This window comes from Nocardia sp. NPDC051750 (assembly GCF_044453135.1).
In the GTDB taxonomy this organism is placed as follows: Bacteria; Actinomycetota; Actinomycetes; order Mycobacteriales; family Mycobacteriaceae; genus Nocardia.
This window is the reverse complement of record NZ_JBITCK010000001.1, coordinates 669,359-694,069: the sequence shown is the minus strand read 5'-3', so window position 1 is coordinate 694,069 and position 24,711 is coordinate 669,359. Positions and strand designations below refer to the sequence as shown.

Sequence of the window (24,711 nt, the reverse complement as noted above, 5' to 3'; positions counted from 1 at the left end):
GCCGGGTCCGGTTGAACAGTAACTACGATCCGGCCGTCTCGATACCCTTCTGCATGCCGATGATCGCGTCGTTCACGGACTTGGTTCCGGTCAGGGCAGCATATGCGTTGTCCTGAATGGCTTTGGACACCGCCGGATAGAACGGGGTGACCGGTCGGGGCACCGCGCTGGCGATGGAATCCTCGAGGGCGGGCAGGTACGGCATCTTGGCGATGAGCGCCGGATCGTCGTAGGTGGAGGCCCGCACCGGAGGGAGTGCGCCGGAGGCGATGATGTGCTGCGCCTCCTCGCTGATCAGGTACTTCAGGAAATCCAGTGCGGTGGCCTTGTTCTCGGAGTACGCGCTGATCGCGGCGTTGTAGCCGCCGAGGGTGGAGGCGCCGATACCGGTGTCGCCGGGCAGGGGGGCCACGCCGAACTTGTCCTTCACCGCCGACGATTCGGAGGCGGCGTCACCGTAGGTGGACGGCCAGCTGCGCAGGAACATGAGTTTGCCCTGGTTGAAGGCCGCGCCGCTCTCCGGCTCCTGGAAGGTGACGGCCTCGCGGGGGATATCGCCGATTTTGTAGGCATCCACCAACTGCTGGAGCCCGGCTCGTGATTCCGCACTGTTCACGGTCGGCGTGCGGCCGTCGGTGCCGACGAAGGTGCCGCCGAACGCGTTGATCACCTCGGCGGTGTTCACCGTCAGACCCTCGTACGGCGCGAACTGGCCCGCATAGCAGCCGATCTGCTGCTCCCGTGCGATCGGGCAGCTGGCTCGCATCTCCGACCAGGTGCGCGGGGCGACGGGAACCAGGTCCTTGCGATAGAACAGCAGGCCACCGTTGGTGTTGCGGGGCGCGGCGTAGAGGGTGCCGTTGTAGGTGGCGCTGGCGACCGGCGGGGACAACAGCGGCGCGGTATCGATCGCGAACTGATCCTCCAGGGGCTGGATCCAGCCCTTGGCGGCGAACTCCGCGGTCCATGGGACGTCCAGGGCCACCACGTCGTAGTCCGGCGATTTCGCCCGCATATGTTCGACCAGGTCGTCGTACTGGGCGGAGGCGTCGTTGGACTGTTCCTTGTAGGTGACCTGCTCGTCGGGGTGGGTGGCATTCCAGCGGTCGATCAGCTGTTTCACCGCACCGGTTTCGGTGGTGTCCTTACCTTCGACGTAGGTGATCGGGCCGCGGCCGTCCTGGTTCATGCTGAGCTGCTCATCGGTATCGCTGGTGTTGCACGCGGTGGCAAAGGTCGCGGTCAGCAGCGCGATCGGCAATAGCACGAGCGCGGCGCGTAGAGACTGCACCTTTTTGAAAGCCATCGCGGAACTCCAGGGTCGATACGTGAGCGGCAGCACAACGCAACATACATGGTGCGCACGTCGCGTGTGGGGTACTCCTGGACCGAAGCCGGCCCCGCGACCGCCGCCGCGAACATAACCACAGGTGGGCCGACTACGCTGACCCGTGATGTCCACCGCGAACGCCGTATCCGAACGCCTGCTCACCAGGATCGGCGGACTGCTGCGTCAAGCCGAGTCGACCGACAACGAATACGAGGCCGAGGCATTCCTGGCCGCCGCCCAGCGGCTGGCCACCCGGTCGTCGATCGATCTGGCGGTCGCGCGGGCGCACACCCGGAACCGGGAGCGGGGCGCGACGCTCATCCAGCGGATGATCCCGATCGGCGAACCCGGTCGCAAAGGGCTGCGCACCTATGTGCAGCTGTTCGTGGCCATCGCGGAGGCCAACGATGTGCGCTGTGATGTCGCCCGCACCTCCACCCAGGTGTACGCCTACGGGTTCGCCGCCGATATCGACGTCTGCGAGGCGCTGTACTCGAGCCTGCTGGTGCAGATGGTGCAGGCGTCGGATCGGTACATCAAGTCCGGGGCGCACCGCTCGGCGACGATGGAAAAGGTGGTCGTCGAACGGCGCCGCGGCCGGCGGGTCCGCCGGGTAGTCCGGGTTCCGGTGGCCGGCGTCACCGCCCGGCTCAACTTCCAGATGGCGTTCGCGGCGCGGGTCGGGGCGCGGCTGGCCGAGGCCAAGGCGGAGGTCGAACGGGCGGCCACCACACAGGACGTACACGCCGCCGAACCCGTCTCCGAGGAACAAGCGGCCGGAACCGCGCTCGCGTTACGCGGCAAAGAAATAGAGTTGGCCGATTTCTACAGTCGCAACTCCGAAGCCCGCGGCACCTGGCGTGGCCCGCAGACCTCCACCGGATACGCACCGGACGCCCGGCAGGCCGGGGATCGGGCGGGTCGCGTGGCCAGGCTGGGCTTCTCGCCGGAATTGGACGCAGCACGCGGGCGGCTCGACAGCCCGGGCGGGTAACCGTGCCGCGCGACCGAGCCGGGGCGGGCGCTGTCCGAGTGCCGGGGCGCCCGGTGCTTCGGCTCCGCCGGATCGGATTCCGTGCGTGCTCGGTCACCGGTGCGACGGCTCTGCCGGCTGCGAGGTCTGGACTGTGAGCGCGATACGAGATTTACAGCGCGGCAAGGTCTATGACGCCGAACAGTTGGTGCGATCCGTATTCGATCGGGCCGCCGAGTTCGGGCAGCGCACGATAGAGATCTATGGTTCGCGACTGACTCTGCCGGCGGAAAGGAAATTCGCGTCGGTGGAATCGGTGCAGGAGTATTGCGATCGTGTCCTCGCCCTGAATTGGGTTGCGGCGAAATGGGAACGGGCGGAGGCGCCGATCCGCGCGCGCGCCCGCGCGGGGACGGTCGCGGCGCACTACGAATCCGGGTCAGGTGTGCTGGCGGTGCCCGTCCACGGAAGCCGTCCCGGTCGTGGCGGCGCCCCGTGGGCATTGCGGGAGTTGGTATTACTGCACGAGCTCGCCCACCACCTGGAACCCTCGCCGCCCACGGTCGCGGCACACGGCCCGGAGTTCTGCGCTCGGTACGTGGAATTGGTGGACGGTGTCCTCGGGCCGGAAGCCGGTTTCCTGCTTCGCATCACATTGCACGACTGTGGAGCCCGACTCACGTGAGGCGCGCTCCCCGAAGCAGGACCATGGGCCGCGCCTGGGGTGACAGCATGACAGATGTGCGGCGGCCGACCCGGGCCGCTCGGGAGAGTTCACTTTTTACTCTCACGGGCCAACACGTCCCATACCCGCGTCAAACGTTCGGTCCACCAGGCCGTGCGTTCGGGGTCGGGATGCCGGTATTTCTCCAGGAGGGCGGGCTCCGGGTGTGGAGCGGTGCGGGGCACCGGCAGGTAGCCGTCGACCGGGCGCAGTGAATCCGCGACCAGGTCGCCTTCGAACAGAGTCACCGTCCCCAGCCCGCAGGCGTGGTCGAGTTCCGGTAATGCGCCGGCCAGGGCGAGCTGGGCGGACAGTCCGACGCTGGTCTCCAGCGCCGAGGAGATCACGCACGGCAGCCCGGCGGCTTCGGCCACTTCGAGGGCCCGCCGCACGCCGCCCAGCGGGGTGCATTTGATCACCGCGATATCTGCAGCGCCGGCGACGGCCACCCGCAGGGGGTCTTCCGCACGGCGAATGGATTCGTCGGCCGCGATAGGCACATCGACCTTCCGGCGGACCTCGGCGAGCTCCTCGACGGTCCGGCACGGCTGTTCGACGTATTCCAGTCCGCCTGCCGCACGGTCTAGTTCCCGAATACTCCGGACGGCGGTGTCCACATCCCATACCGCGTTCGCGTCCACTCGGATCGCGCCGCCGGACCCCAGCGCCGACCGCACCGCCTCCACCCGCGCCGAATCCTCGGCCAGTGCGCCGGGATGATCGGCGACCTTCACCTTCGCGGTCCGGCAACCCGACCCGGCGACGAGTTCATACGCCCGCTCCGGTGACACCGCGGGAACCGTGCAGTTGACCGGCACCCGGTCGCGCACCGGTTCCGGCCAGCCCACGCCCACCTGTTCGATGGTGGTCGCCAGCCAGTGCGCGGCTTCACGATCGTCGTATTCGGGAAACGGGCAGAACTCACCCCAGCCTCGCGGTCCGCGGAGCACCACGCCCTCACGCACGGTGATCCCCCGGAATTTCGACCGCATCGGAATCGCGTAGACGGTGATGGAGTCGATCTCGGGCAGCTCGGTCACCGTCCTTACGGTAGTAGCGGGTCGCCGGCCGTTGTCCGGAGACCGGCCGAGAGATGGGTCTCGCCCGTGCCGTGGATGCGCTGTGCGCCGTCAGACTGCCACGGGCTCGGCGCGTTCCGTCTCCTTGCGGTATTGCCCTGGGGCGATACCGAATTCACGTTTGAATGCTTTCGCGAACGCGAATTCCGAGCCGTAACCGACGGTGCGTGCCACCGTGGACAGGGCGTCGGCGCTCTCGCGTAACCGTTTCGCCGCGAGGATCATCCGCCAGCGGGTCACATACGACAACGGTCCTTCGCCTATCGTGGCGACGAATCTGCGGGCCAGTGTCGCTCGGGAGACTCCGGCCGCCGCGGCCAGCTCGTCCACCGTCCATGAGTGCGCCGGATCGGCGTGCACAGCGCGTAGCGCCGTCGCGACCGCCGGGTCGCCGAACGCCGCGGCCCACCCGGACGGGCGAGTATCGGCGTTGTCCTCCAGCCATGCCCGCAGGATGTACAGCAGCAACGTATCCAGCAGTGACGGGATCAGGGCGGCTGTTCCGGCGCGAGGTTCGGCCAGTTCGGCCGCGAGCAGGTCGACCGCGCCGCGCAGGGAGGTATGTCTGCCGAGCTGGGCAGGCAGGTGCACGAACTCCGGCAGTCCGTCCAGCATCGGGTGCGCATGGCGCCGGTCGAGTGCGTACGCGCCGCACAGCAGGATGCTGCGCGGCCCGGGGCCGATGATCTCCCGGGGTTCGCCGGGCCGGGCGGTCTCGGTGACGAGGGTGGCGGGGTCGTCGGCGAGGACGTGGTCCGCGCCGCGGGGCATGAACACCACATCACCGATACCGAGCGCGATCGCGTCACCGTTGGGTGGGAGTAGCCAGCACGACCCTTGCAGTACGACGTGGAAGCCCGCGCCGGGCACCACTGGGTACTGCCGGCCCCACGGTGCGTGACGGACGAACAAACCGGAACTCGGACTGCTGGTGCGGACGGCGGAGACCGCATCGGAGAGGATGTCCACACATGAATCATACCGTCATGGCTCTGAGCTTTTCAGACATGAATATGAGGCTTTGACCCATTCTTACACTCACATCTGATCCGTAGATTCATGCTCGAAGATATCGACCCGAGAACGGGAGTTCGAGATGAAGATCACTGGACGCCACCGGCCACACCCAGGGCCGTCTCACGGCAGAGCTGGTGCAACCGGGTCCCGCCCGGGCTCTGGTCGGACGGGGCAGCGGCGGGCTGAGGTCGATCGCCCGGCGGTCCTCGTTACCAGCCACCGGATCATCAGCGGTGGCGAAGAAAAGCGAGGAAGTACACGGACCTCGCTGGCGAGCCTGGGCCGGTTCCGGAGCGGTGGCTGGCACTATCGGGGCGCGATGACCCCCGACCTGGTCCACCCGCTACCGGAGACGCCGTCGGCACCCGCTGATATGCGATACGACTTCGTGGTGCACGCAGCCGGCCCGATAGTGCGCGCTGTACCGATTGGCGTCGACTCCGCCCGCGAGTCCGCGATCATGGCGGTGACCGCTCCCCGGCGCATCCAGGAGCCGGTAGGCCGATGAATCTTCGAAAGATACGGACCACCGTGCTGTCGGCTCTGCTGGGAGTCCTGCTGACCGTCTCCGGTACGGCGTTGTATGTCGGCGCCTCCGGATCGAGCGGGCCACCCGAAACCTGGCTCGACAGTTGGTCTGCCGCGCAGCTATCCGCCGGTGAGGTGCTCGGGCCGAATTGGTCGACCGCGGGCTTTGCTGGTCACACCATCCGCCAGACCGTGCGCCCCACTCTCGCCGGCGAATCCGTACGGATCACCCTGTCCAACCTCTTCGGCGACCGACCGCTGCCTATCGCCGCGGCCACCATCGCGCACACCGCTGAAGGGGCGGCGGTACGTTCGGGCACGGTGCGCCCGCTCTCCTTCGGCGGCGCATCGGGCGCGGTGATACCGCCGGGCGCCGAACTGACCAGCGATGCCACCGACTACCCGGTCAACGCCCGGCAATCGGTCACTGTGACGCTGTATCTCAGCCGGCCGACGGGACCCGCCACCTTCCACTTCCTCGCCAATACCACCACGTACCGCGCTATCGGTGATCACAGTGCTGACATCGATGCCGGGGCGTTCACCGAATCCAGCAGGTCGTGGTACTACCTGACCGGCCTCGAAGTCTCCGGCCCGCCCAGCCGCGACGGTGTGGTCGTCTTCGGCGACTCGCTCACCGACGGTGCCGGAGCGTGGACCGATAGGGACAATCGCTACCCGGATGCCCTGGCCGACCGGCTCGCCGTGGCCGGCCGTCCCCGCGCTGTGCTCAACACCGGGATCGGCGGGAACCGGATCGTGTCGGATTCGGCGTATGTGGGCCAACGCGCGGCAACCCGGTTCCGCCGCGATGTACTCGACAAGGACGGGATCGGCACCGTGATCCTGCTTTCGGGCATCAACGACATCGGCGCCAGTGAAGTCCACGAACCATGGATGCGCCCGAACCCCGAAGTCACCGCCGAGCAGCTGATCGCCGAATACCGCTTATTGATCCGGATGGCACGCGCCGGCGGACTGCGAATCGTCGGGGGCACCCTGCTGCCCTACCGGGGCGCTCCCTATTACAGCGAGCGCGGTGAACGGGTCCGCGACGCGGTCAACTCATGGATTCGCGGTTCCAGCGAATTCGATGCTGTCGCCGATTTCGAACGGGCGCTCGCCAACCCGTCGGATCCGGACGAACTGGCCGCGCGGTTCGACAGCGGAGACCACCTGCACCCCGGCCCCGCCGGGTATTCCGCAATGGCCGACGTCGCCGCGGGCGTCCTGTTGGGGGCAGTCGATTGAGCCCTGCTCCGGAGCGATCCCCCGGGACAGCTCTCGGTCGCGCAAGGTCCGGCTGCCCGAATCGGGGTAGCCGGACCTCCCGCGCCCGCTGTCATGACCCGCTCCCTCGCCGCACCGGTGAGCGTGGATGTTCAGAGGCGTTCGAGGATGGTGGCGTTGGCGAGGCCGCCGGCTTCGCACATGGTTTGCAACCCGTATCGGGCGCCGCGATCCTGCATGGCGTGGACGAGGGTGGTCAGCAGGCGGGCTCCGGAGGCGCCGAGCGGGTGGCCCAGGGCGATCGCGCCACCGTTGACGTTCACGCGCTCCGGGGCGGCGCCGGTGTCGCGGGTCCACGCCGAGACCACGGACGCGAAGGCTTCGTTGATCTCGATCAGGTCGATATCGTCGATGGTGAGGCCCGCCCGGTCCAGGACTTTGCGGGTCGCGGGTATCACGGCGGTGAGCATGAGTAGCGGGTCGTCGCCGGCCACGGCGAAGCTGTGCAGCCGGGCGAGGGGGCGCAAGCCGAGTTCGCGGGCTCGTTCGCTGGTGGTGATGAGGACCGCTGCGCTGCCGTCGCTGATCTGGCTGGCGGTGGCGGCGGTGATATTCCAGCCGATCTGCGGGAAACGTTCGGCCATGGTCTCGTTGTAGTAGGCGGGACGCAGGGCGGCGAGAGTGTCGAGGGTGGATCCGGTGCGGATGCCTTCGTCGGTGTCCAGTCCGGCCAGCGGTGCGAGTTCGGCGGCGAACTGGCCGTTCTTCGTGGCGCGCGCCGCTTTCTCGTGACTGGCCAGCCCGAATTCGTCGAGCTCGGTGCGGGAGATTCCCCATTTCGCGGCAATGAGTTCGGCGCTGATGCCCTGCGGTACCAGCCCTTCCGGGTAACGCTGCGCGAAGCCCACACCGGAGATGTCGTCGGCGCCCCGCGCGCTGGCACCCATCGGCACACGGCTCATGGACTCGACTCCGGTGGCGATCACCATGTCGTAGGCGCCGGCGATCACGCCCTGCGCCGCGAAATGCACCGCCTGCTGGCTGCTGCCGCACTGCCGGTCGACCGTGGTGGCCGGGACCGATTCCGGGAATCCGGCGGCCAGTGCGGCGCGACGGGTCATGTTGACGCCCTGCTCGCCGACCTGGCTGACGATTCCGCCGATCACATCGTCGATCAGTACGGGGTCGATTCCGGTGCGTTCGACGAGGACGCTCAGGCTGTGTGCCATGAGGTCCACCGGGTGGACCGAGTGCAGGGCTCCGCTGGGTTTGCCGCGCCCGATCGGGGTCCGGACCGCATCGACGATGACTGCGTCTCGCATGGCGATTCCTTCCGTCACCAGAGACTTCCACTCTGGCTAAAGTTATCTAAAGCCAGAGTAGGTGCTGGCATGAGTTGAGGCAAGCCAGGGTCGATAGAATGAGCGCATGGCAGCCGTGATGGAAGGCCCCTTGGCCGATCTGAACTCGTGGAAACCGGACCAGTGCTCGATCGCGCTGGCTGTGGATGTGGTGGGGACCCGCTCGGCGATCCTCATCCTGCGCGAGGCCTACTACGGCACCACCCGCTTCGACGGATTCGCCTCCCGGGTCGGTATCACCGACGCGGCGGTCTCCGGTCAGCTACGCAAACTCACCGAAGCGGGCCTGTTCACCAAGCGGCCTTACCAGGAAGAGGGCAAGCGCACCCGCCACGAGTACGTCCTCACCCGCAAGGGCCGCGATCTACTCCCGGTGGTGCTCGCCCTCATGCAATGGGGCAACACGTACCTGCAGCCCGGCCCCCCGCCGCTGGACCTGATCGAGGCCGCCACCGGTGACCCCGTCCGGGTGCAGGTCCGCAGCGAGTCCGGCCGGGAGATCGGGGTCGACGAGCTGGGCGTACGACTCAACCAGGAGTGGCGCGCGGCCCGGCGGCGGAAGCCCTGAGCGGCGCTTCCGGCTAGTTCAGGCGGCGGCCGTCGTCGGCGGCGAAGAAGTAGATCTGGTCGGGGCCGGGGGTGAGGTGTACGCGGCTGCCCTTGGCCGGGGGGTTGCGCCAGTCGGTGCGCGCCACGATCGTGTCGACACCTGCGGTGTGGTCGGCGGGCCGGCCGTAGATGAACGCGTCGGAGCCGAGTTCCTCGACCACGTCGACCTCGATCTCGATACCGGAAGCCCCGGTATCGAGGTGCTCGGGACGGATACCGATTGTCACCGAGCCACCCGCCTCCTCGGCCACCGACCGCGGCAGCGACAGGGTGTACCCGCCGACCCGGACCGCTCCGTCGGTCACCGGGAGGGTGAACAGATTCATGGCCGGCGAACCCATGAAGCCGGCGACGAAAACGTTCGCGGGCTCACGGTAGAGGTCGCGCGGGGAGGCGCACTGCTGGAGCAGGCCGTCGCGCATGACTGCCACCCGGTCGCCCATGGTCATGGCTTCGACCTGGTCATGGGTGACGTACACGGTGGTGGTCGCCAGCCGGCGCTGCAGTTGCGCGATCTGGGTGCGGGTCTGCACCCGCAGTTTCGCGTCGAGGTTGGACAGCGGTTCGTCCATCAGGAACACCTGCGGATCGCGCACGATCGCCCGGCCCATCGCGACCCGCTGCCGCTGCCCGCCGGACAGCGCCTTCGGCAGCCGGTCCAGGAACGGTTCCAGGTCGAGCAGGCGGGCCGCCTCGAGCACCCGGCGCTGCTTCTCGTCCTTGTTCACCTTGGCGAGTTTCAGCGCGAAGCCCATGTTCTCGGCGACGGTCATATGCGGGTACAGCGCATAGTTCTGGAAGACCATCGCGATATCGCGGTCCTTGGGGTCGCTGCTGGTGACATCGCGATCACCGATGAGGATCCGCCCGCCGGTGACGTCCTCGAGCCCGGCCAGCATCCGCAGCGAGGTGGATTTCCCGCAACCCGAGGGGCCGACCAGCACCAGGAACTCGCCGTCGGCGATCTCGAGCTGCAGTTGATCGACAGCGGGCGTCTTCGCTCCCGGATACTGCCGGGTGGCGCGATCAAAGGTCACCGTGGCCACGGCTGTTCACTTCCCTTCACCGATTGGAACACGCGAAGTGGAGCGAATTCGCAACATGTGCGTGGTCATGGCGTCAGAGGCTACCGCTGGTGTTCTCGAGCTCCGCATGGTCTGTGGTTTTCGGTGCAAATCGTGCCAGTGAACCTGTCCACTGTCCACCTGTTCGCCCCATCCCGGCCCAGGTGCCGCCGCCTCGTCTCGGGTGCGGCCGGCGCGGCGGCGCACCGTCGTCAGAAATCATGGATCGGTGTGAGCTCCACATCCGGCGGCGGCCGCAGCCGCCGTAGTGTGCCGTCGAACGAGGTGACGTACAGCGCGTAACCGTCCCCGTCGGACGCGACCCGGACCGAACTCGGCCCGGCCCAGCCCATGGGCAGTGCCGAGGTGACGGCGCACGTAGCGCCCGAATCAGGGTCGACACGATGGATGGTGCCGAGCAGGTGGGCTGTGACGTAGATATCGCCGTCGCCGGTTGTGGCCAGATCGTCGAGGCCGGGAATCAGCCCCGGCACCGTGGTGACCACGGACCAGCGGTCCGGTGCGTCGAGCGGAATCCGGTAGACCTGACCGGTGAACAGATCGTCGGTGTAGACGATTCGCCGATCCGGGCTCGACGCCAGCCCTTCACCCCGCGGCACCGCCGCCCAATTCGGCGTGACCACTCCGGTTTCGCTGTCATAGCGCGAAACACCCCGTGGCGGTCCGCCCTCGGTACCCACCCAGGTGGTCAGGAAGTCCCCGTCGGGCAGCCGCAGCAGGCCGTTGCCCGGTAGATCGGCGAGCCAGGTGAACTCGCCGGTGGTGGTCTCCAGCCGCCACAGCTTCCCGTTCTGGCGGGTGAGGACGTACAGCGTTGTCCCGTCGAGCTGCAGGCCACCGGGTGCAGCCAGATTCTCCAGAATCGTCCGAACCCGCCCGGAACCGTCGACGTGATACACCTTCGTATCCCCCGAGAGGTAGAAGCCGCCCCGCCGGTCGGGTTCGAGGTTCTCCACCTGTTCGAGGCCCGTGGCGAGTGTCTCGATCTGCCAGCCGCCACACTCGGCCGGTTCGGAAGCGAATGCCGGTGCCGCGCAGCCGACTCCCGTCGCCACGGTCACCGCGAGAAGGAGCACCCCGAGGCGCCGCCGATATGTCCCCACTCCCGGAAGTCTAGATCGCGCGAGTGCGCCGATGGTTTCGCCGACCGCTCGGTACCCCGTAATCACTGTTTTGCAGTCTCGTGGTCGTCGAACGCTGTGTCGGGCCTCAGTCCGTGGCTGGACCCGGGTTAGCTTTTGTCCGGCGTGACGCACTCGCGTCGTGTCGTGGCGTGACTGCGCCGTCGTCCCGGTTCTGATGCCGAACCTGTTGATGCCTGCCGCTAGTTTGGCCGGATGGCCGTCCAATCATCGACTCCGCACGATGGACTGTTCAAGGGGGTCTACTCCCGCAAGGCCGAGATCGCCGGAATATTGCGGGCCAACCTGCCGAAAGCGATCATCACCCGCATCGACTTGGGGTGCTTGGAGTTGCAGCCGGGCAGTTATATCGAACAGAACCTGCGCCCGCTCTACAGCGACCTGTTGTTCCGTACCCGCCTGTCGGGCCACGATGCCTACATCTACGTCCTCGTCGAGCACCAGTCCGGCCCGGACCGGTTCATGCCGATGCGGATGCTGCGCTACATACTCGGAATCTGGACCCAGCACCTCGACGCCCACCCGAAGAGCAAGGCCCTTCCCGCAGTTATCCCGCTCGTCGTGCATTCCGGGCCCAGAGGTGAGCGGTGGAACTATCCGACCGAGTTGGCCGAGCTGATCGATGTCGACGACGAGGCCCGCGCCGAACTGGCCGAGCACTTACCGAGCCTGACAATCCTGCTGGACGACCTTTCCCAGGTCGGTATCGCCGCGATCCAGGCCCGGGATCTCACCCCGCCCGCCAGGCTGGTGCTGATCCTGCACAAGATCACCGCCAAGAACCCGAACCTCGGTCACGACCTGCAACCCTTTCTCGCCGACCTGAGCGCGCTGAGCGTGGATGACCTGTGGCGGGTATTCGAGTACATTTTTCTCGAGGGCGATACCGGTCTAGAGGATCTGCAAGCCCTGCTGAATCAACTCGGTCCGCGAGCCAAGGAGGTAGCTGTGACCACAGCAGAACGACTCCGCGCCGAGGGCCGCGCGGAAGGTCGCGTCGAGGGCCGTGCCGAGGGTCGCGTCGAGGGCCGCGCTGAAGGTCGCGCCGAAGGGGAGGCCCGGATACTGCTCAAGCTGTTGGGGGCCAAGTTCGGGACGCTGCCGGCCCAGGTGGTCGACCGGGTGCGCTCGGCGGACACCGACGAACTGGAGGTGTGGACGCCGCGCGTGCTCACCGCGCCCACCCTGAACGAGGTTTTCGGGCCTGCCTGATCCGATCGGAGCAGCGCAAGGTTTGCCCAGGCGCGGCCGAACAGAGACGTCAGGAATCGTGGATCGGTGTGAGCTCCACGCCCGGAGGCGGTCGCCGGCGCGTGCCGTGCAACAGCCTGTGCAGCACGGCGAACCAGCCGGAGCCGTCACAGCGAGAAACAGCGTTCGGCTGGGTCGCCGTTATTCAGCGGGCGAATCGGGCGACCGCTTCGAGGACGGCGGTTTTCATGGCGGGGCCGCCGGTGTGTCCGGAGTCATCGATGACTTGAAGTTCGGCGTCCGGCCAGGCGCGGGCGAGTTCCCAGGCGGTGCGCAGGGGTGCGGACAGGTCGAGGCGGCCGTGGATGAGAATGCCCGGGATTCCGGCGAGCCGGTGCGCGTTGCGCAGCAATTGGCCGGTCTCGAGCCAGGCGGCGTGGGCGAAGTAGTGGGTGCAGATGCGGACGAACGCCGATCGGTCCGCATCCTGGATGGCGCTGTATTGACCGGGTGCGCCGAGGTTTTCGTGTGCGATCGCCGCGTCCTCCCAGGCGCACCAGTTGTGTTCGGCGGTTGCGCGGACCGCCGGGTCGTGGTGTTCCATCAGCCGTCGGTAGGACTCCACCAGGTTCCCGTCCTGCTCCGCAGCGGGTACTCCGCTGCGGAACCGTTCCCACTCGACCGGCAGCAGCAATCGGAGTCCGTGGTAGAGCCAGTCGATTTCCTGCGGGCGGGTCATGGTGACACCGACCAGCACGATCCCGGCGACCCGCTCCGGATGACGTTGTGCGTAGGCGAGAATCAGCGTGGAACCCCACGAACCGCCGTAGAGCAGCCAGCGCTCGATACCGAGGTGTTCCCGCAGCAGCTCCATATCGGCGAGTAGATGCTCGGTGGTGTTGTGCGCCATCTCGACCGAAGGGTCGGCGGCGTGCGGCCGGCTCTCGCCGCATCCGCGCTGATCGAACAGCACGATCCGGAACGCCTCCGGGTCGAACGTGCGCCGGGCCCCGCGCTGTCCGCCGCCACCGGGACCGCCGTGCACCACCAAGGCCGGTCGGCCGTGTGGGTTACCGCTGGTTTCCCAGTAGATCCGGTTGCCGTCGCCGACGTCCAGCAGTCCGGACTCATGGGGGTCGATCGCGGGAAACGGTCTCGGTGATTGAGATGGCGGCATCCGGGAAACGATACGAGCAGGCGATATCCGGCGCTACCCGCCGTTCCCGGTAAATGAAAGCGTTTGCCCCGCTGAGCCATAGGATTCGGCCACCGACGGCCGGCGTTAATTCGGCTCCGCCGCGCGGATTCGGAATTACCGGAATCCGAAAAAGGCTTGTGTAAGAATGATTTCGGGATTCTCGCTCGAAGAGGGGCTGTGCTAGGGTCGGGCGCCGTGAGTAAAGGGTGCGTACGTAAGAAAAAGACTTCGGCGATCGTCCGGATTTCGACTGCCTTGGCGACGGGGGCGCTGGCAACACTCGCTCTGGCACCAGCGGCCAATGCATATCCGGCCGGCCCCTGGGGTGTCGAAGGGCCGTGCCCGGGTAAGTCGTCCGCCGAATGCCAGTGGGTACCGGATCCCGACGGGCTGACCTGGAAGTACTACCTGAACGGCGAGGTGTACAGCACCCAATACTTCGACAAAACCGGCAATTCGGTATGCACCGAGAGTAAGGGTGCGCCTCCTACCGGCCTGTTCTGCGTGCCGATAATGGGCCTAATTCGTGCGTTGCCGCCGTTTCAATTCCCGATCTGACTTCCGACCAGGTATTCGACTCCTCGAATACCTTTGTAGATAACGGATCCATCTGTCCGTCGACCGCGCTCTAGAAAAGGATGAATCGGGCGAAACCGGAAGGCTGTGCCCGAATTGGCACCGGAACCGCTCGGCGGCCTTTGTCGGTGCCTCATGACGAACGCGCCGCGTAACCCTCATCGGTTACGCGGCGCGTTCGGTGCCCGGCTGTTACTGCGCCGGGGCGAGTTCACCTTCCGGCCCGACCTGCGGGCGTTCCGGCTCCTTGGTGAAGAACAGCATGGCGGCCGCGCCGATCAGGCACAGGACCGTCATGACGATGAACCCGCCGTTGTAGGTGCCGGTGCGGCCCACGATGAAGCCCATGACCGAGGGGGCAATGATGCCCGACAGCGCGAAGCAGGCGTCGGCGAAACCGGCGGCCGTACCCGGCTGACTCGGCGCCGCGTCGATCGAGGCAACCCACCAGATTCCGCCGGTGACGAAGCCGAAGCCGACACCGGCCGAGATGCAGATCAGGGCGACCGTGAGATTCCCGGGGAAGAACAGGATCGGGATGATCGAGGCACCCGCGAGCAGTAGCGCTACACCGATGATGAGGAACCGCGACCGGATGCTCTGAGTGCGCTTGTACACCCGGTCGACCAGGATGCCGCCCAGGAGCGCGCCGACCACACCGGCTGCCCACGGTGCCACCGAGAAACCGCCGACTTCCTTGATGGAAAGCCCGAATTCGTGTTCCAGGTACTGCGGCAGCCAGTACATGAACGCCCAGAACATGAAGCCCCACGCGAAGTAGCCGAGGCCGACGAGCCACAGGTTGCGGTTGCGCAGGATCTCGCCCCAGTCGGTGGTCGACTCGTGGCCGCTGTCCTCGCCTTCGAGCTGCCCGGACCGGATGTAATCCAGTTCTTCCTTCGAGACGAACGAGGCTTCGCTGGGCGAGTTCTTCAGGAACGGGTAGGCGAGGACAATCCAGACGATGCCGGCGACCGCGAGCACCCAGAACATGCCCTTCCAGCCGGTCAGCGCGATCAGCTGAGTGAGGATCGGCCCGCCGACGAGGAGGCTGCCGGATACCGCGACGCCGCCGATGAGCGCGAGCGCCTTACCGCGTTCCTGCGCCGGCAGCCAGCGGCTGGCGAGCCGGGTGGCGGCCGGGAAGCACGGTGCTTCACCGGCTCCGAGGACGATGCGCAACAGGATGAGGCCGATGAACCCGCCGGCGAACGGAGTCAGCGCGGTGGCGGCCGCCCAGATGACCATGCCCACCATGAGCACCTGCCGGGAGCCGAACCGGTCGACCAGCGGTCCCGACAACAGCGCGAACAGCATGTAGCCGATCGAGAATGCGGAACTGATGATGCCGTACTGCCCGGGTGTGATCCCGAATTCGGCCTTCAGATCGGTGGCCGCGAACGAGATGGCACTGCGATCGACGTAATTCACCACCACCAGGCCCAGAATGATGGCGATTGTCCACCAACGCGATTTCATTACGTACTCCTCGGATGAAGCAGTCGCGGGGTCAGATGACCCCGCGGGCCCGCAGGTCGTCGATGTCCTCGGGACTGCGTCCGAGGTGGGTGAGGACCTTGTCGGTATCGGCACCGGCGGGTCTACCGGTGTGACGGATCGCACCGGGGGATCGGGTCATGCGCCACATGACGTTCTGCATGCGCATGGGGCCGAGTTCGTCGTCGTCGACAGTGGTGACCATGTCGGTGGCGACGACCTGCGGATCTTTGAGCAGATCGCTCGGCCGGTAGACGGGCGCCACGGCGGCGCCGGCTTCTTCGAAAACGCTGGTGACCTCGTCGCGGGTCCGGGCGGCGATCCAGCCGCCCACGTATTCGTCGAGCAGGTCGGCGTGTTCGGCACGGGTGCGTCCGGTGGCGAACCAGTCCTCGTCGATCACTTCGGGATGCCCGACGATCCGCAGCACCTTTTCGGCGATGGCCTGGGCGCTGGTGGAGATCGCGAGCCAGTGATCGTCGGCGGTGCGGTACAGGTTGCGCGGGGCGTTGTTCTGCGACCTGTTGCCGGTGCGCTGCTGGTCGATGCCGAGCTGATCGGCGTAGATCACCCCGGGCCCGACCGCGGTCATGATCGGGCTGAGTAGATCCAGGTCGATTTCCTGGCCGGTGCCGCCGTTGCGTTCCCGCTCGAACAGCGCCATCGAGACCGCCGACGAGCCGGCGACGCCGGCAATGGAATCGGCGAGCCCGAAGGCGGGCAGGGTGGGTGGCCCGTCGGGCTGGCCGGTGAGATGGGCGAAACCGCTCATCGATTCGACCAGGGTGCCGAACGCGGGACGTTTCGAGTACGGGCCGTGCTGCCCGAACCCGGTGACCCGCAACAGGATCAGGCCCGGATTACGCTCCGACAGTTCGGTGTAGGAAAGACCCCAGCGTTCGAAGGTGCCGGGCCGGAAGTTCTCGACCACGATATCGGCTTCGGCGGCCAGATCCCGGAAGATCGCCTGGCCGTCGGGGGTGCTGAGGTTCAAGGTGACGGTCTGCTTGTTGCGGCTGACCATCTTCCACCACAGCGGAACACCGTCCTTGTCGAGACCGTGCCCGCGCATCCCGTCCGGTTTCTGCGGATGTTCGATCTTGATGACTTCGGCACCGAAATCGCCCAGGATCTGCGCGGCCAGTGGTCCGGCCAGGATGGTGGAGGCATCCAGGACCTTGATACCGCGCAGCGGGCCGGTCGGCTGATTCTCGTCCGTCAACTCCGGTTCCCCTCAGTACGGCCGGGAGATGTAGCGGCCGGTGGGCTCACCGGTGACCACGCCGTCGGTGAGCACCCGGTTGCCACGCACGAAGGTGTCGGTGACGGCCGCGCCGAGCTCGAAACCTTCGAACGGTGTGTATTCCTGGGTGGATTCGGAATCGGCGGCGCGCACGGTCCAGGTGCGGTTCGGGTCGACGATGGCGATATCGGCATCGACACCTTCGGCGAGGCGGCCCTTGCCGGGCAGACCGTAGCGGTCGGCCGGGTTCGAGGCGATGAGCTGGGCGATCCGGCGCAGCGACAGGCCGCGCTTGCGTCCTTCGGTGACCAGTCCTGGCAGCAGATACTCGGTACCGCCGAATCCGGACTTGGCGGCGAACACGTCGTCGCGGTCCTCGCCGAATTTCACCTCGTCCTTGCAGCAGGCGTGGTCGGAGACGACCCAGTCGATATTGCCGGCGAGCAGGTGCTCCCACAGCGCCTCGACGTCCTCGCGCGGGCGGATGGGCGGATTCACCTTGGCGCCCAGGCCGTTCGCGTTGTCGATATCGGTGAGCAGATGCCCGATGGTGACCTCGCGGCGGAAGTTCACATGCGGGAACGCCTCGGCCATCTTCATGGCGGCTTTCAGCGCCTTGGCCGAGCTCAGGTGCAGCAGGTTGATATTCGGCAGACCCGTCTCGTCGGCGAGGAAGGACGCGATGGTCACCGCCAGGCCCTCGGAGTGCTGCGGGCGGGAAGCGCTGTAGGCGGCGAGTCCGCTGAGCGTGCCTTCCTGCTCGACGATCTTGGTGTAGGCGCTCATGATCTCGGCGGTCTCACAGTGCAGCGAGAGCGAGATATGCGGGGCGAGTTCGGGGAACTGCTCGCGGGCCTTCTGCACGCCGCGCATCACGAACTCGAAATGCGCGATGTCGTAGCGTTCGTCCTCGGGGATCATCAGGAAATCGCTCTGCGAGGTAGAGCGCCCGTGCAGCCCGTGGCTGCCGTAGAACATGAAGATCTTGAAGGAGGTCACGCCCTGGTCCGAGGCCAGGTCGGGGATCTCGCCGATATGTTCCTTGGACATCGGCGCCAGGTGGAAGGCGTAGTCGATATAGCTGCGGCCGGCCGAGGCGTCCAGCACCTCGGGGAAGAAGTCGGCGTAGGCGCCGCCCTTGTTCAGGTAGTACTGGCCGGTGCGCATATAGGTGAGCGCGGTGGTGACGCCGCCCTGCGCGCTGGCGCGGGATTCGGTCTGCGTGTCCTCGGCCAGCGGGTTGTAGATACCCCAGTGCTGATGTGCGTCGACGACGCCGGGAAAGACCAACTTGCCTGTCGCGTCGACGATTTCGGCGCCCTCGGCATTCAGATCGGGCCCGATGGCCGCGATCTTGCCGTCGACGATGAGGATATCGGCGGTTTCGCCCTCGGCGGGAGCCGCGTCCTCGGTCCGTACGACGGTGCCGTTCTTGATCAGGTAGGTGGTCATTTCTTCTCCTGGCGAATATCTGGATATGTGTTCAGTTGTCAGGCGGCGACTGCGCTGGTCACGTGCTCGGCGGCGAGGAAGGCCAGGCCGAGTGCGGTGATCAGGCCGTTGCCCGCGAGGTAACCGCCGGCGCCGTGGCCGGAGATTCCGATGGCCGCGCCGCCCGAGGCGTACAGGCCGGGGATCGGTGTGCCACCGGCGAGCACCCGTGCGTGTTCATCGACGACGAGGCCGCCCTGGGTGTGGAACAGCGCCGGCGTGATGGCGATCGCGATGTAGGGCGCGGTCAGCGGGTGGCGGGTATCGGTGCGTCCCTGCCGGTCGGGTTCTTCCCCGGTTGCGGCGCGGTGCGCGGCGGCGAGTTCGTCCTCGAGGGCCGCGGCGGGCACCCCGATGCTCTCGGCCAGCCCCGTCGCGGTGGCAGCCCGGATCAGCGACCCGCTCGCGACGACGGTGCGGAAATCGTCGAATACCGAGCACAGCTCTTCGATGTGCTCGTCGATGACGATCCAGCCGGCACCGCCCGGACGGCCGGCGAGAATGGCGGCGAACTCCGAGTAGCCGGTCGTTTCGGGGGCGAAGCGGCGGCCCGTGCTGTCGACGATGATGCCGCCGTGCACGACGGTGGCCCACCCGATGAGCGTCTGGCTGCGCGAGGAGAGCGCGGCATGGCCCTGGTAGGCGTCGAGGAAACCGCTGTCGGCGCCCAGCTCGCGGCCGATGCGCAGCGCGTCACCGCGGCTGAACTGGCCGCCGTGATAGTGGGCGTCGGCGATCTCGGGCAGATGGCGGCGGACGAGGTCGCGGTCGGCGCCGAACCCGTTCGTCGCCAGCAGAACGGCGGGCGTGGTCAGCTGCTCGCTGTTGCCGTCGGGGGTGGCGATCTCGACCCCGGTCACCCGGCCGTCGGTGGTGTGCACATCCCGCAGGCTCATCGGGGCGATCAGTTCGATCCCGGGATGCGCCTGCGCCCGCTGCACCAGGTGACGCAGCAGCTTGGAGCCGTGCCGGCCCGGGATGCTGTGGCAGCGGTCGGCGGTGTGGCCGGGGTAGCGGAAGTCGGTGACCAGTTCGAGCTCGAGCTCCTGCGCATCGGCCAGCCATGTGACCAGCGATGCGCTCGACTCGGCCAGTGCGCGGGCCACCCGCTGATCGGCGGTGCCCGCCGTTTTGCGGGCGATGTCGTCGAGGAAGCGGTCCGGGCTGTCCTGCACGCCCGCGGCCTGCTGCCAGCGGGTGCCGGCGGCCGGGATCATCGCGGTGCACATCGAGGTGTTGTTACCGCGCTGGAAGTGCTCGTCGGCGTCGATCACCAGGACATTCGCGCCCAGCTCGGCGGCGCGCAGCGCAGCGACCAGCCCGCCGCCGGCACCCGCGACGACGAGATCGAAATCCGGACCCTCCACGCTTCCTCCAATCGTGTTCCGGCTAGCGGAACGCAAGAATGTGGTCCCCTGCACTATGCACGTTCCGCAATCTGGACACAAGTGCCTGATTAAACGATTAACTCCGCAGAAACAGCTAATCCAAGCGCTGGCCGCGTCTGGACAATCGTTTCGCTAAGCGGTACAACTTGTTCAGTTCCTGGTCGATCGCGTCGCTCCCGGCGCGCCCGGCGGAACGACAGATCCCTGACGACAGACGAACCGATCCGGAGAACGGAGCCACGATGGAGACCTCCAGTGGCGGCACCACGTCCGCCGCGCGGGCAGCCGAGGTGCTGCTCGAGTTCGGTCGCCGGTCGAGCGCCCTCGGTGTCTCGGAGATCGCCCGCTCGACCGGGATCTCCAAGGCGGTCGCCCATCGCATCCTCACGACATTCGTGGAATGCGGGCTCCTGCTCTACGAGCCCTCGACCCGCCGCTACCTGCTCGGTCCGGCCGCCGCGACGCTCGGCGCGCGCGCCCTGGACGTCTCCCCGCTGCGCCGGGTGGCGCGCGAGGCGCTGGTCGATCTCCAGCGGGCCACGGGCGAGACCGCGACGGTGACCGGCCGGCTGCCGGGCGGTCGCGTGTACCTCGACCAGGTCGAGAGTACCCAGGAGATAAAAATGACCGTTGAACTGGGCCGTCGCTTCGAACTGCACAGTGGCTCGTCGGGCCGCGTCATCCTTGCCCATCTCTCCGCGGCGGAGCAGGAGGATCTCCTGTCCCGGCCGCTGCCGCGGCTCACCGCGACCACGATCGTCGATCCGGACGCGCTGCGGGCGGCGCTGCGGGAGGCACGCGAACGAGGTGTGTGCCGGTCCACGGGCGAACGCCAGGAGGGTGCGGGGTCGATGGCGGCCCCGGTTTTCGGCGCCGACGGTGCGGTGGTCGGATCGGTTTCGGTCTGCGGGCCGAGCTACCGGATGACCGACGAAGCCTGCGATCGGCACCAGAGCGCCCTGGTCGACGCGGCGCAGCGGGTGTCCCGCGCGCTCGGCCACCGGCCCGCGAACGCCCCGGCGGTGGAGCCGGTATGACCCCGCGCAGCTGGCTGTACGTACCGGGACATCGCGAGGACCGGATCGGTAAGGCGATCGACAGCGCCGCCGACGCCGTGGTGATCGACCTGGAGGACGCGGTACCGGTGGGCGCGAAGGACCGCGCCCTGGAAAACGCACTCGACGCATTGCGCACCGCTCCGCCGGACCGGGCGATCTGGTTGCGGCTCAACGCCATCGGATCGGACTGGCTCGAACAGGAAATCGCCGCGCTGGCGTCCGCTGTGTGTGCGCCCGCCGGGGTCCGGCTGCCGAAAGCCGACAGTCCCGAAACGGTGACGGCGACCGCGGACCGGCTCGGCTGCCCGGTGCACGCCATCGTCGAATCCGCCGCGGGCCTGCTGGCGGCACCGCAGATCGCGCGCTGCCACCCCCGGGTCACCGGGATCGCGCTCGGCGAGGCGGACCTCGCGGCCGATATGCGTACCGAACCCGAGGGACTCGCCTGGGCGCGCGGCTGGATCGTCACCGCGGCACGTGCCGCCGGATTGTCTTCGCCGGTCCAGAGCGTGTGGACGGCTGTGGATGATTCGGCCGGACTGGCCCGGACCTCCGGCGCCGGCCGTGCCCAGGGCTTCTTCGGGCGTTCCGTCATCCACCCGAATCAGATCGACATCGTCAACGAGGCCTATACGCCGTCGGCGGAAGAACGGGACCGGGCACAGCGGATCGTCGACAACGCGGCCGCATCCATGGCAGCCGGCGAATCCGCGGTTCTCGACGAGAACGGCCGATTCATCGACCCGGCCGTCGTCGCGAACGCTCGCGTCGTCCTCGACCGAGCCCGGGCCACAGCAGCACGAGGAGTGAAAGCATGACCGAACAGACCGTCACCGCGGGCCCCGATGCACTGTTGAACGCCGTGGTGGGCAGCGAACTCGACGTGGTCGAGCTGGGGCATCCCTATACGACGGGTATGCCGTGTTCGCCCAACCATCCCGGCTTCCGGATGACCCTGATCCGCCGGCACGGCGATATGGTCCGCCCCGACGGCGGTTCGGCCTCCAACGAGATCATCGTGACCGGCGGGCACGTGGGCACCCATGTGGACGCCCTGTCGCACGTCAGCCACTGTGGCAAACTGCACGGCGATATCGACGCCGAGGAGGCGCAGCGCGGCGGCCGCCACTCCCGGCACGGCGCGGAGAACATCCCGTTCATGCTCCGCCGCGGGCTGCTGCTGGATATCCCGCGGGTGCGCGGTGTCGACGCTCTCGACGCCGGCCAGGCCGTCACCGAACAGGACCTGCGCGCCGCCGCCGACGCCGCCGGGGTGACCCCGCGCCGCGGTGATGTGGTGCTCATCCGCACCGGCTGGGCCCGCCACTTCGACGACGCGCAGCGGTATCTCGGCCAGCAGGACGGTGTGCCGGGCGCCGAGGTCGGCGCGGCGCAATGGCTGGCGGACGCGGGAATCGTGGCGACGGGCGCGGATACCACCGCCTTCGAACACATTCCGCCGGGCAAGGGGCACAGCGTGCTCCCGGTGCATCGTATTCTGCTGGTGGAGAACGGTATCCACATCATCGAACACCTGAACCTCGAGGCCGCGAGCGAGCGCGGGCTCACCGAGTTCACCTTCGTCATGGCGCCGCTGCGGATCACCGGCGGCACCGGTTCGCCTGTTCGACCGGTCGCGGTGGTGTCCCGGTGAGTACTCGTCACGACTTCGAAGGCACTGTTGTCGGCCGCCTCGCGGCGCTCGCCGACCGGACCCGCACCGACGGACTCTCCGCGGACCTGCGCAAAGATGTCGCCCGGCGGGTCCTCGACGTTCTCGGCAACTCGCTCGCGGCGCATGCCCAGCCGTCGGCTCGCGCGGTCACCGCGGTGGCCCGCGATTGGGCCGGTGCGCCCCGGGCCACCGGTATCGGCACCGGGGAACAGTTCCCGGCAGCCACCGCCGCCCTGATCAACGGCACCCTCGCGCATTCGATGGACTCCGACGACACCCACCTGCCGTCGGTCCTGCACCCGTCGGCGTCGGTGATCCCCGCCGCGCTCGCAGTCGGAGAGGCCACCAGTGCGTCCGGCGCCGCGGTCCTCGACGCCGCGGGCGTCGGTATCGAGATCGCGGTCCGCCTCGGAATGGGCGGATACGACGAAGAACTCGGCAATTCCGAGTTCTTCGAACGCGGCCAGCACGCGACCTCCATCTGCGGCGCGGTCGGCTCGGCCGCCGCCGCGGCCATGCTCTACGGCCTGGACGCCGAAGGTATCGCCGACGCCATGGGTATCGCCGCCAGCTTCGGCGCCGGCCTGCTCGAAGCCAACCGGACCGGCGGCACGGTCAAACGCGCACATTGCGGTTGGGCCGCGCATTCCGGTGTCACCGCAGCGGAATTCGCGCGGCACGGTCTCACCGGACCGCCCACGGTGATCGAAGGCCGCTTCGGTTTCCTGCACGCCTTCTGCGGCGACCGCGCGGACACCGCGAAGGTCCTCGACCGGCTCGGCGACCACTGGGAACTCCCCGGTATCTTCTTCAAGCCCTACCCCTGCAACCACTTCACCCACGCCGGAATCGACGCGGCCCGTATCCTTCGCCACGACGTGGATCCCGCCGACATCGTGGAGATCCAGCTCGGCGTCCCGAAACCGGTGCTGCGGACCATCGCCGAACCGCCCGCCGCGAAGGCCGCCCCCGAATCGGGATACCACGCGGCGTTCTCGGGCCCGTTCACCGTGGCCCGCGCACTGCTCGGCGGCTCGGGACTCGGTGTGGGACATGCCGATTTCACCGACGAGGCCGCGAAGGATCCGCGCACTCTGGAACTCGCGCGGTTGGTCACCAGCCACAGCGACGACCGCTGCGACGAGATCTACCCGCACCAATTCCCGGCAGTCCTGCGGGTGCGTACCCGCGACGGCGCCTGGCACCAGGCGCGCGTCGACCACAATCGCGGCGGCCCGGCGAACCCGCTCTCCGACGACGAACTCACCCTGAAGTTCGACCTCAACGTCGAAGACCGGCTGGCCCCGGAAGCTGCCCGCACAGTCGCCGCATACGCGCTCGCCCTCCCCGCGGCGGAATCACTCGACACCCTGATGGCAGCCGTTCGAGGCTGATCCCGCCTCCGCGCCGGGCGAAGGACCGCGTTCCCCAGAAGGCGGGGAACGCGGTCCGGCTCCGCTCAGCTATCGAGGAAATCCAGCAGGTCGGCGTTGAAGCGCTCCTTGTCCCCGGGTACGAGCGCGATACCGTGCGAACCTCCCTCGTACACCTTCAGAGTCGAGTCGGCGATGAGCTCCGCGGATTTGCGGCCGGTGGCATCGATGGGCACGACCTGATCGTCGTCACCGTGCACGATCAGCGTGGGCACATCGAATTTCCGCAGATCCTCGGTGAAGTCCGTATAAGCGAATGCGTCAACGCATTTCACCCCCGCCTCGATGCTCTCGTGCATCGCCATGAACCAGAACGCATCCCGATTCCCCTGAGTTGCTTTGGTGCCCGGACGGTTCGCGCTGAAGAACCCCTCGGACGTGTCTTTCCAGAATTGTGAACGCTCGTTGACGATCCCGGATTTGATCTCCTCGAAAACCTTCTCCGGCACACCTTCTGGATTGGTCTCGGTCTTGATCATCAGTGGCGGAATCGCCGACAGCAGCACCGCCGACTGGACCCGCCCGGTCCCGTGCCGGCCTATATAGCGAGCGAGTTCACCACCGCCCATACTGTGCGCCACCAGCGTCGCATCGTGCACGTCGAGCGCGATGAGCAGGTCGTTCAGGTCGTCCGCGAAGGTGTCGAAGTCATAGCCGTTCCAAGGCTGGTCCGAGCGCCCGTGCCCGCGCCGGTCGTGCGCGATACCGCGATAACCGCGATCGGCCACGGCTTTCATCTGGTCGTCCCAGGCGTCCGCATTGAGCGGCCAGCCGTGGATGAACACCACAGGCCGCCCGGCACCCCAATCCTTGTAATAAATGTTCACATTGTCCCGAGTCGTGCACACAGCCATGAGCAAAAGCCTCCCTCTGTGCGTTATTC

22 protein-coding genes are annotated in these 24,711 nt (G+C 67.4%); 10 read left to right on the top strand and 12 right to left on the bottom strand.

All coding sequences use genetic code 11. From position 1 onward, the window contains the following. Positions 1–22: 22 nt before the first annotated feature. Entirely contained in the window at positions 23–1,306 is a 1,284-nt protein-coding gene (locus ACIA75_RS02990; protein WP_397099273.1) for an ABC transporter substrate-binding protein, read from the bottom strand. Between the two features lie 148 nt (positions 1,307–1,454). Between ACIA75_RS02990 and ACIA75_RS02985 the strand changes: the two genes are divergently transcribed. Together ACIA75_RS02985 and ACIA75_RS02980 are read left to right on the top strand one after the other, a co-directional pair. Continuing rightward, entirely contained in the window at positions 1,455–2,324 is an 870-nt protein-coding gene (locus tag ACIA75_RS02985; protein ID WP_397099271.1) for a DUF2786 domain-containing protein, read from the top strand. Positions 2,325–2,457: 133 nt separating this feature from the next. After that, positions 2,458–2,988, top strand: coding sequence for a TIGR04338 family metallohydrolase (locus tag ACIA75_RS02980; RefSeq protein ID WP_397099269.1), 531 nt, complete (start codon positions 2,458–2,460; stop codon positions 2,986–2,988). Positions 2,989–3,077: 89 nt separating this feature from the next. Here ACIA75_RS02980 and ACIA75_RS02975 read toward each other — a convergent pair whose 3' ends face one another. Together ACIA75_RS02975 and ACIA75_RS02970 are read right to left on the bottom strand one after the other, a co-directional pair. Next, complete coding sequence (locus ACIA75_RS02975) at positions 3,078–4,067, bottom strand: o-succinylbenzoate synthase (protein WP_397099267.1); 990 nt, start codon at positions 4,065–4,067, stop codon at positions 3,078–3,080. Between the two features lie 90 nt (positions 4,068–4,157). Next, positions 4,158–5,075: an AraC family transcriptional regulator gene (locus ACIA75_RS02970; protein WP_397099265.1), complete on the bottom strand. Its 918-nt coding sequence runs from the start codon at positions 5,073–5,075 to the stop codon at positions 4,158–4,160. A gap of 552 nt (positions 5,076–5,627) precedes the next feature. On the opposite strand from ACIA75_RS02970, the gene ACIA75_RS02965 reads away from it, so the two are divergent. Continuing rightward, entirely contained in the window at positions 5,628–6,902 is a 1,275-nt protein-coding gene (locus tag ACIA75_RS02965) for an SGNH/GDSL hydrolase family protein (RefSeq protein WP_397099263.1), read from the top strand. Between the two features lie 131 nt (positions 6,903–7,033). On the opposite strand, the gene ACIA75_RS02960 is transcribed toward ACIA75_RS02965, so the two are convergent. After that, complete coding sequence (locus tag ACIA75_RS02960) at positions 7,034–8,203, bottom strand: thiolase family protein (RefSeq protein WP_397099261.1); 1,170 nt, start codon at positions 8,201–8,203, stop codon at positions 7,034–7,036. A 106-nt stretch (positions 8,204–8,309) separates the two neighbouring features. On the opposite strand from ACIA75_RS02960, the gene ACIA75_RS02955 reads away from it, so the two are divergent. Then, positions 8,310–8,810, top strand: coding sequence for a winged helix-turn-helix transcriptional regulator (locus ACIA75_RS02955; RefSeq protein WP_397099259.1), 501 nt, complete (start codon positions 8,310–8,312; stop codon positions 8,808–8,810). A gap of 13 nt (positions 8,811–8,823) precedes the next feature. Here the strand turns inward: ACIA75_RS02955 and ACIA75_RS02950 are convergent, their stop codons facing one another. Next, positions 8,824–9,897 (bottom strand): ABC transporter ATP-binding protein, encoded by a 1,074-nt coding sequence (locus ACIA75_RS02950; RefSeq protein ID WP_397099256.1) that lies wholly within the window; start codon positions 9,895–9,897, stop codon positions 8,824–8,826. Between the two features lie 230 nt (positions 9,898–10,127). After that, positions 10,128–11,039, bottom strand: coding sequence for an SMP-30/gluconolactonase/LRE family protein (locus ACIA75_RS02945; RefSeq protein ID WP_397099254.1), 912 nt, complete (start codon positions 11,037–11,039; stop codon positions 10,128–10,130). 234 nt (positions 11,040–11,273) lie between these two features. On the opposite strand from ACIA75_RS02945, the gene ACIA75_RS02940 reads away from it, so the two are divergent. Beyond that, a complete protein-coding gene (locus tag ACIA75_RS02940; RefSeq protein ID WP_397099252.1) occupies positions 11,274–12,290 on the top strand; it encodes an Rpn family recombination-promoting nuclease/putative transposase in 1,017 nt (338 codons plus the stop codon). Between the two features lie 184 nt (positions 12,291–12,474). Here the strand turns inward: ACIA75_RS02940 and pip are convergent, their stop codons facing one another. Beyond that, a complete protein-coding gene (pip, locus tag ACIA75_RS02935; protein ID WP_397099250.1) occupies positions 12,475–13,446 on the bottom strand; it encodes a prolyl aminopeptidase in 972 nt (323 codons plus the stop codon). 216 nt (positions 13,447–13,662) lie between these two features. Between pip and ACIA75_RS02930 the strand changes: the two genes are divergently transcribed. Continuing rightward, complete coding sequence (locus ACIA75_RS02930; protein WP_397099248.1) at positions 13,663–14,025, top strand: hypothetical protein; 363 nt, start codon at positions 13,663–13,665, stop codon at positions 14,023–14,025. Between the two features lie 210 nt (positions 14,026–14,235). On the opposite strand, the gene ACIA75_RS02925 is transcribed toward ACIA75_RS02930, so the two are convergent. Genes ACIA75_RS02925 through ACIA75_RS02910 form a run of 4 tightly spaced genes read right to left on the bottom strand, consistent with a single transcriptional unit; the run spans position 14,236 to position 19,641 of the window. Beyond that, the gene (locus tag ACIA75_RS02925) at positions 14,236–15,522 is read right to left on the bottom strand and encodes an MFS transporter (protein WP_397099246.1); all 1,287 of its coding nucleotides are present in this window, start codon (positions 15,520–15,522) and stop codon (positions 14,236–14,238) included. A 31-nt stretch (positions 15,523–15,553) separates the two neighbouring features. Continuing rightward, complete coding sequence (locus ACIA75_RS02920; RefSeq protein ID WP_397099244.1) at positions 15,554–16,762, bottom strand: CaiB/BaiF CoA transferase family protein; 1,209 nt, start codon at positions 16,760–16,762, stop codon at positions 15,554–15,556. A 12-nt stretch (positions 16,763–16,774) separates the two neighbouring features. Beyond that, entirely contained in the window at positions 16,775–18,235 is a 1,461-nt protein-coding gene (locus tag ACIA75_RS02915) for a dihydroorotase family protein (protein WP_397099242.1), read from the bottom strand. Between the two features lie 38 nt (positions 18,236–18,273). Continuing rightward, complete coding sequence (locus tag ACIA75_RS02910; RefSeq protein ID WP_397099240.1) at positions 18,274–19,641, bottom strand: FAD-binding protein; 1,368 nt, start codon at positions 19,639–19,641, stop codon at positions 18,274–18,276. A 263-nt stretch (positions 19,642–19,904) separates the two neighbouring features. Here ACIA75_RS02910 and ACIA75_RS02905 point away from each other — a divergent pair, with 263 nt between their 5' ends. From ACIA75_RS02905 to ACIA75_RS02890, 4 genes are read left to right on the top strand one after another with little or no spacing between them, the layout of a single operon-like run. After that, positions 19,905–20,699, top strand: a complete 795-nt coding sequence (locus tag ACIA75_RS02905) for an IclR family transcriptional regulator (protein ID WP_397099238.1) — start codon at positions 19,905–19,907, stop codon at positions 20,697–20,699. Next, the gene (locus ACIA75_RS02900) at positions 20,696–21,538 is read left to right on the top strand and encodes an HpcH/HpaI aldolase/citrate lyase family protein (RefSeq protein WP_397099235.1); all 843 of its coding nucleotides are present in this window, start codon (positions 20,696–20,698) and stop codon (positions 21,536–21,538) included. The genes ACIA75_RS02905 and ACIA75_RS02900 overlap by 4 nt, the downstream gene beginning before the upstream one ends. Beyond that, complete coding sequence (locus tag ACIA75_RS02895) at positions 21,535–22,374, top strand: cyclase family protein (protein ID WP_397099233.1); 840 nt, start codon at positions 21,535–21,537, stop codon at positions 22,372–22,374. The genes ACIA75_RS02900 and ACIA75_RS02895 overlap by 4 nt, the downstream gene beginning before the upstream one ends. Beyond that, complete coding sequence (locus ACIA75_RS02890) at positions 22,371–23,789, top strand: MmgE/PrpD family protein (RefSeq protein ID WP_397099231.1); 1,419 nt, start codon at positions 22,371–22,373, stop codon at positions 23,787–23,789. Before ACIA75_RS02895 ends, ACIA75_RS02890 begins: the two co-directional genes overlap by 4 nt. 65 nt (positions 23,790–23,854) lie before the next feature. On the opposite strand, the gene ACIA75_RS02885 is transcribed toward ACIA75_RS02890, so the two are convergent. Further along, complete coding sequence (locus tag ACIA75_RS02885) at positions 23,855–24,682, bottom strand: alpha/beta fold hydrolase (protein ID WP_397099229.1); 828 nt, start codon at positions 24,680–24,682, stop codon at positions 23,855–23,857. Positions 24,683–24,711: the final 29 nt, after the last annotated feature.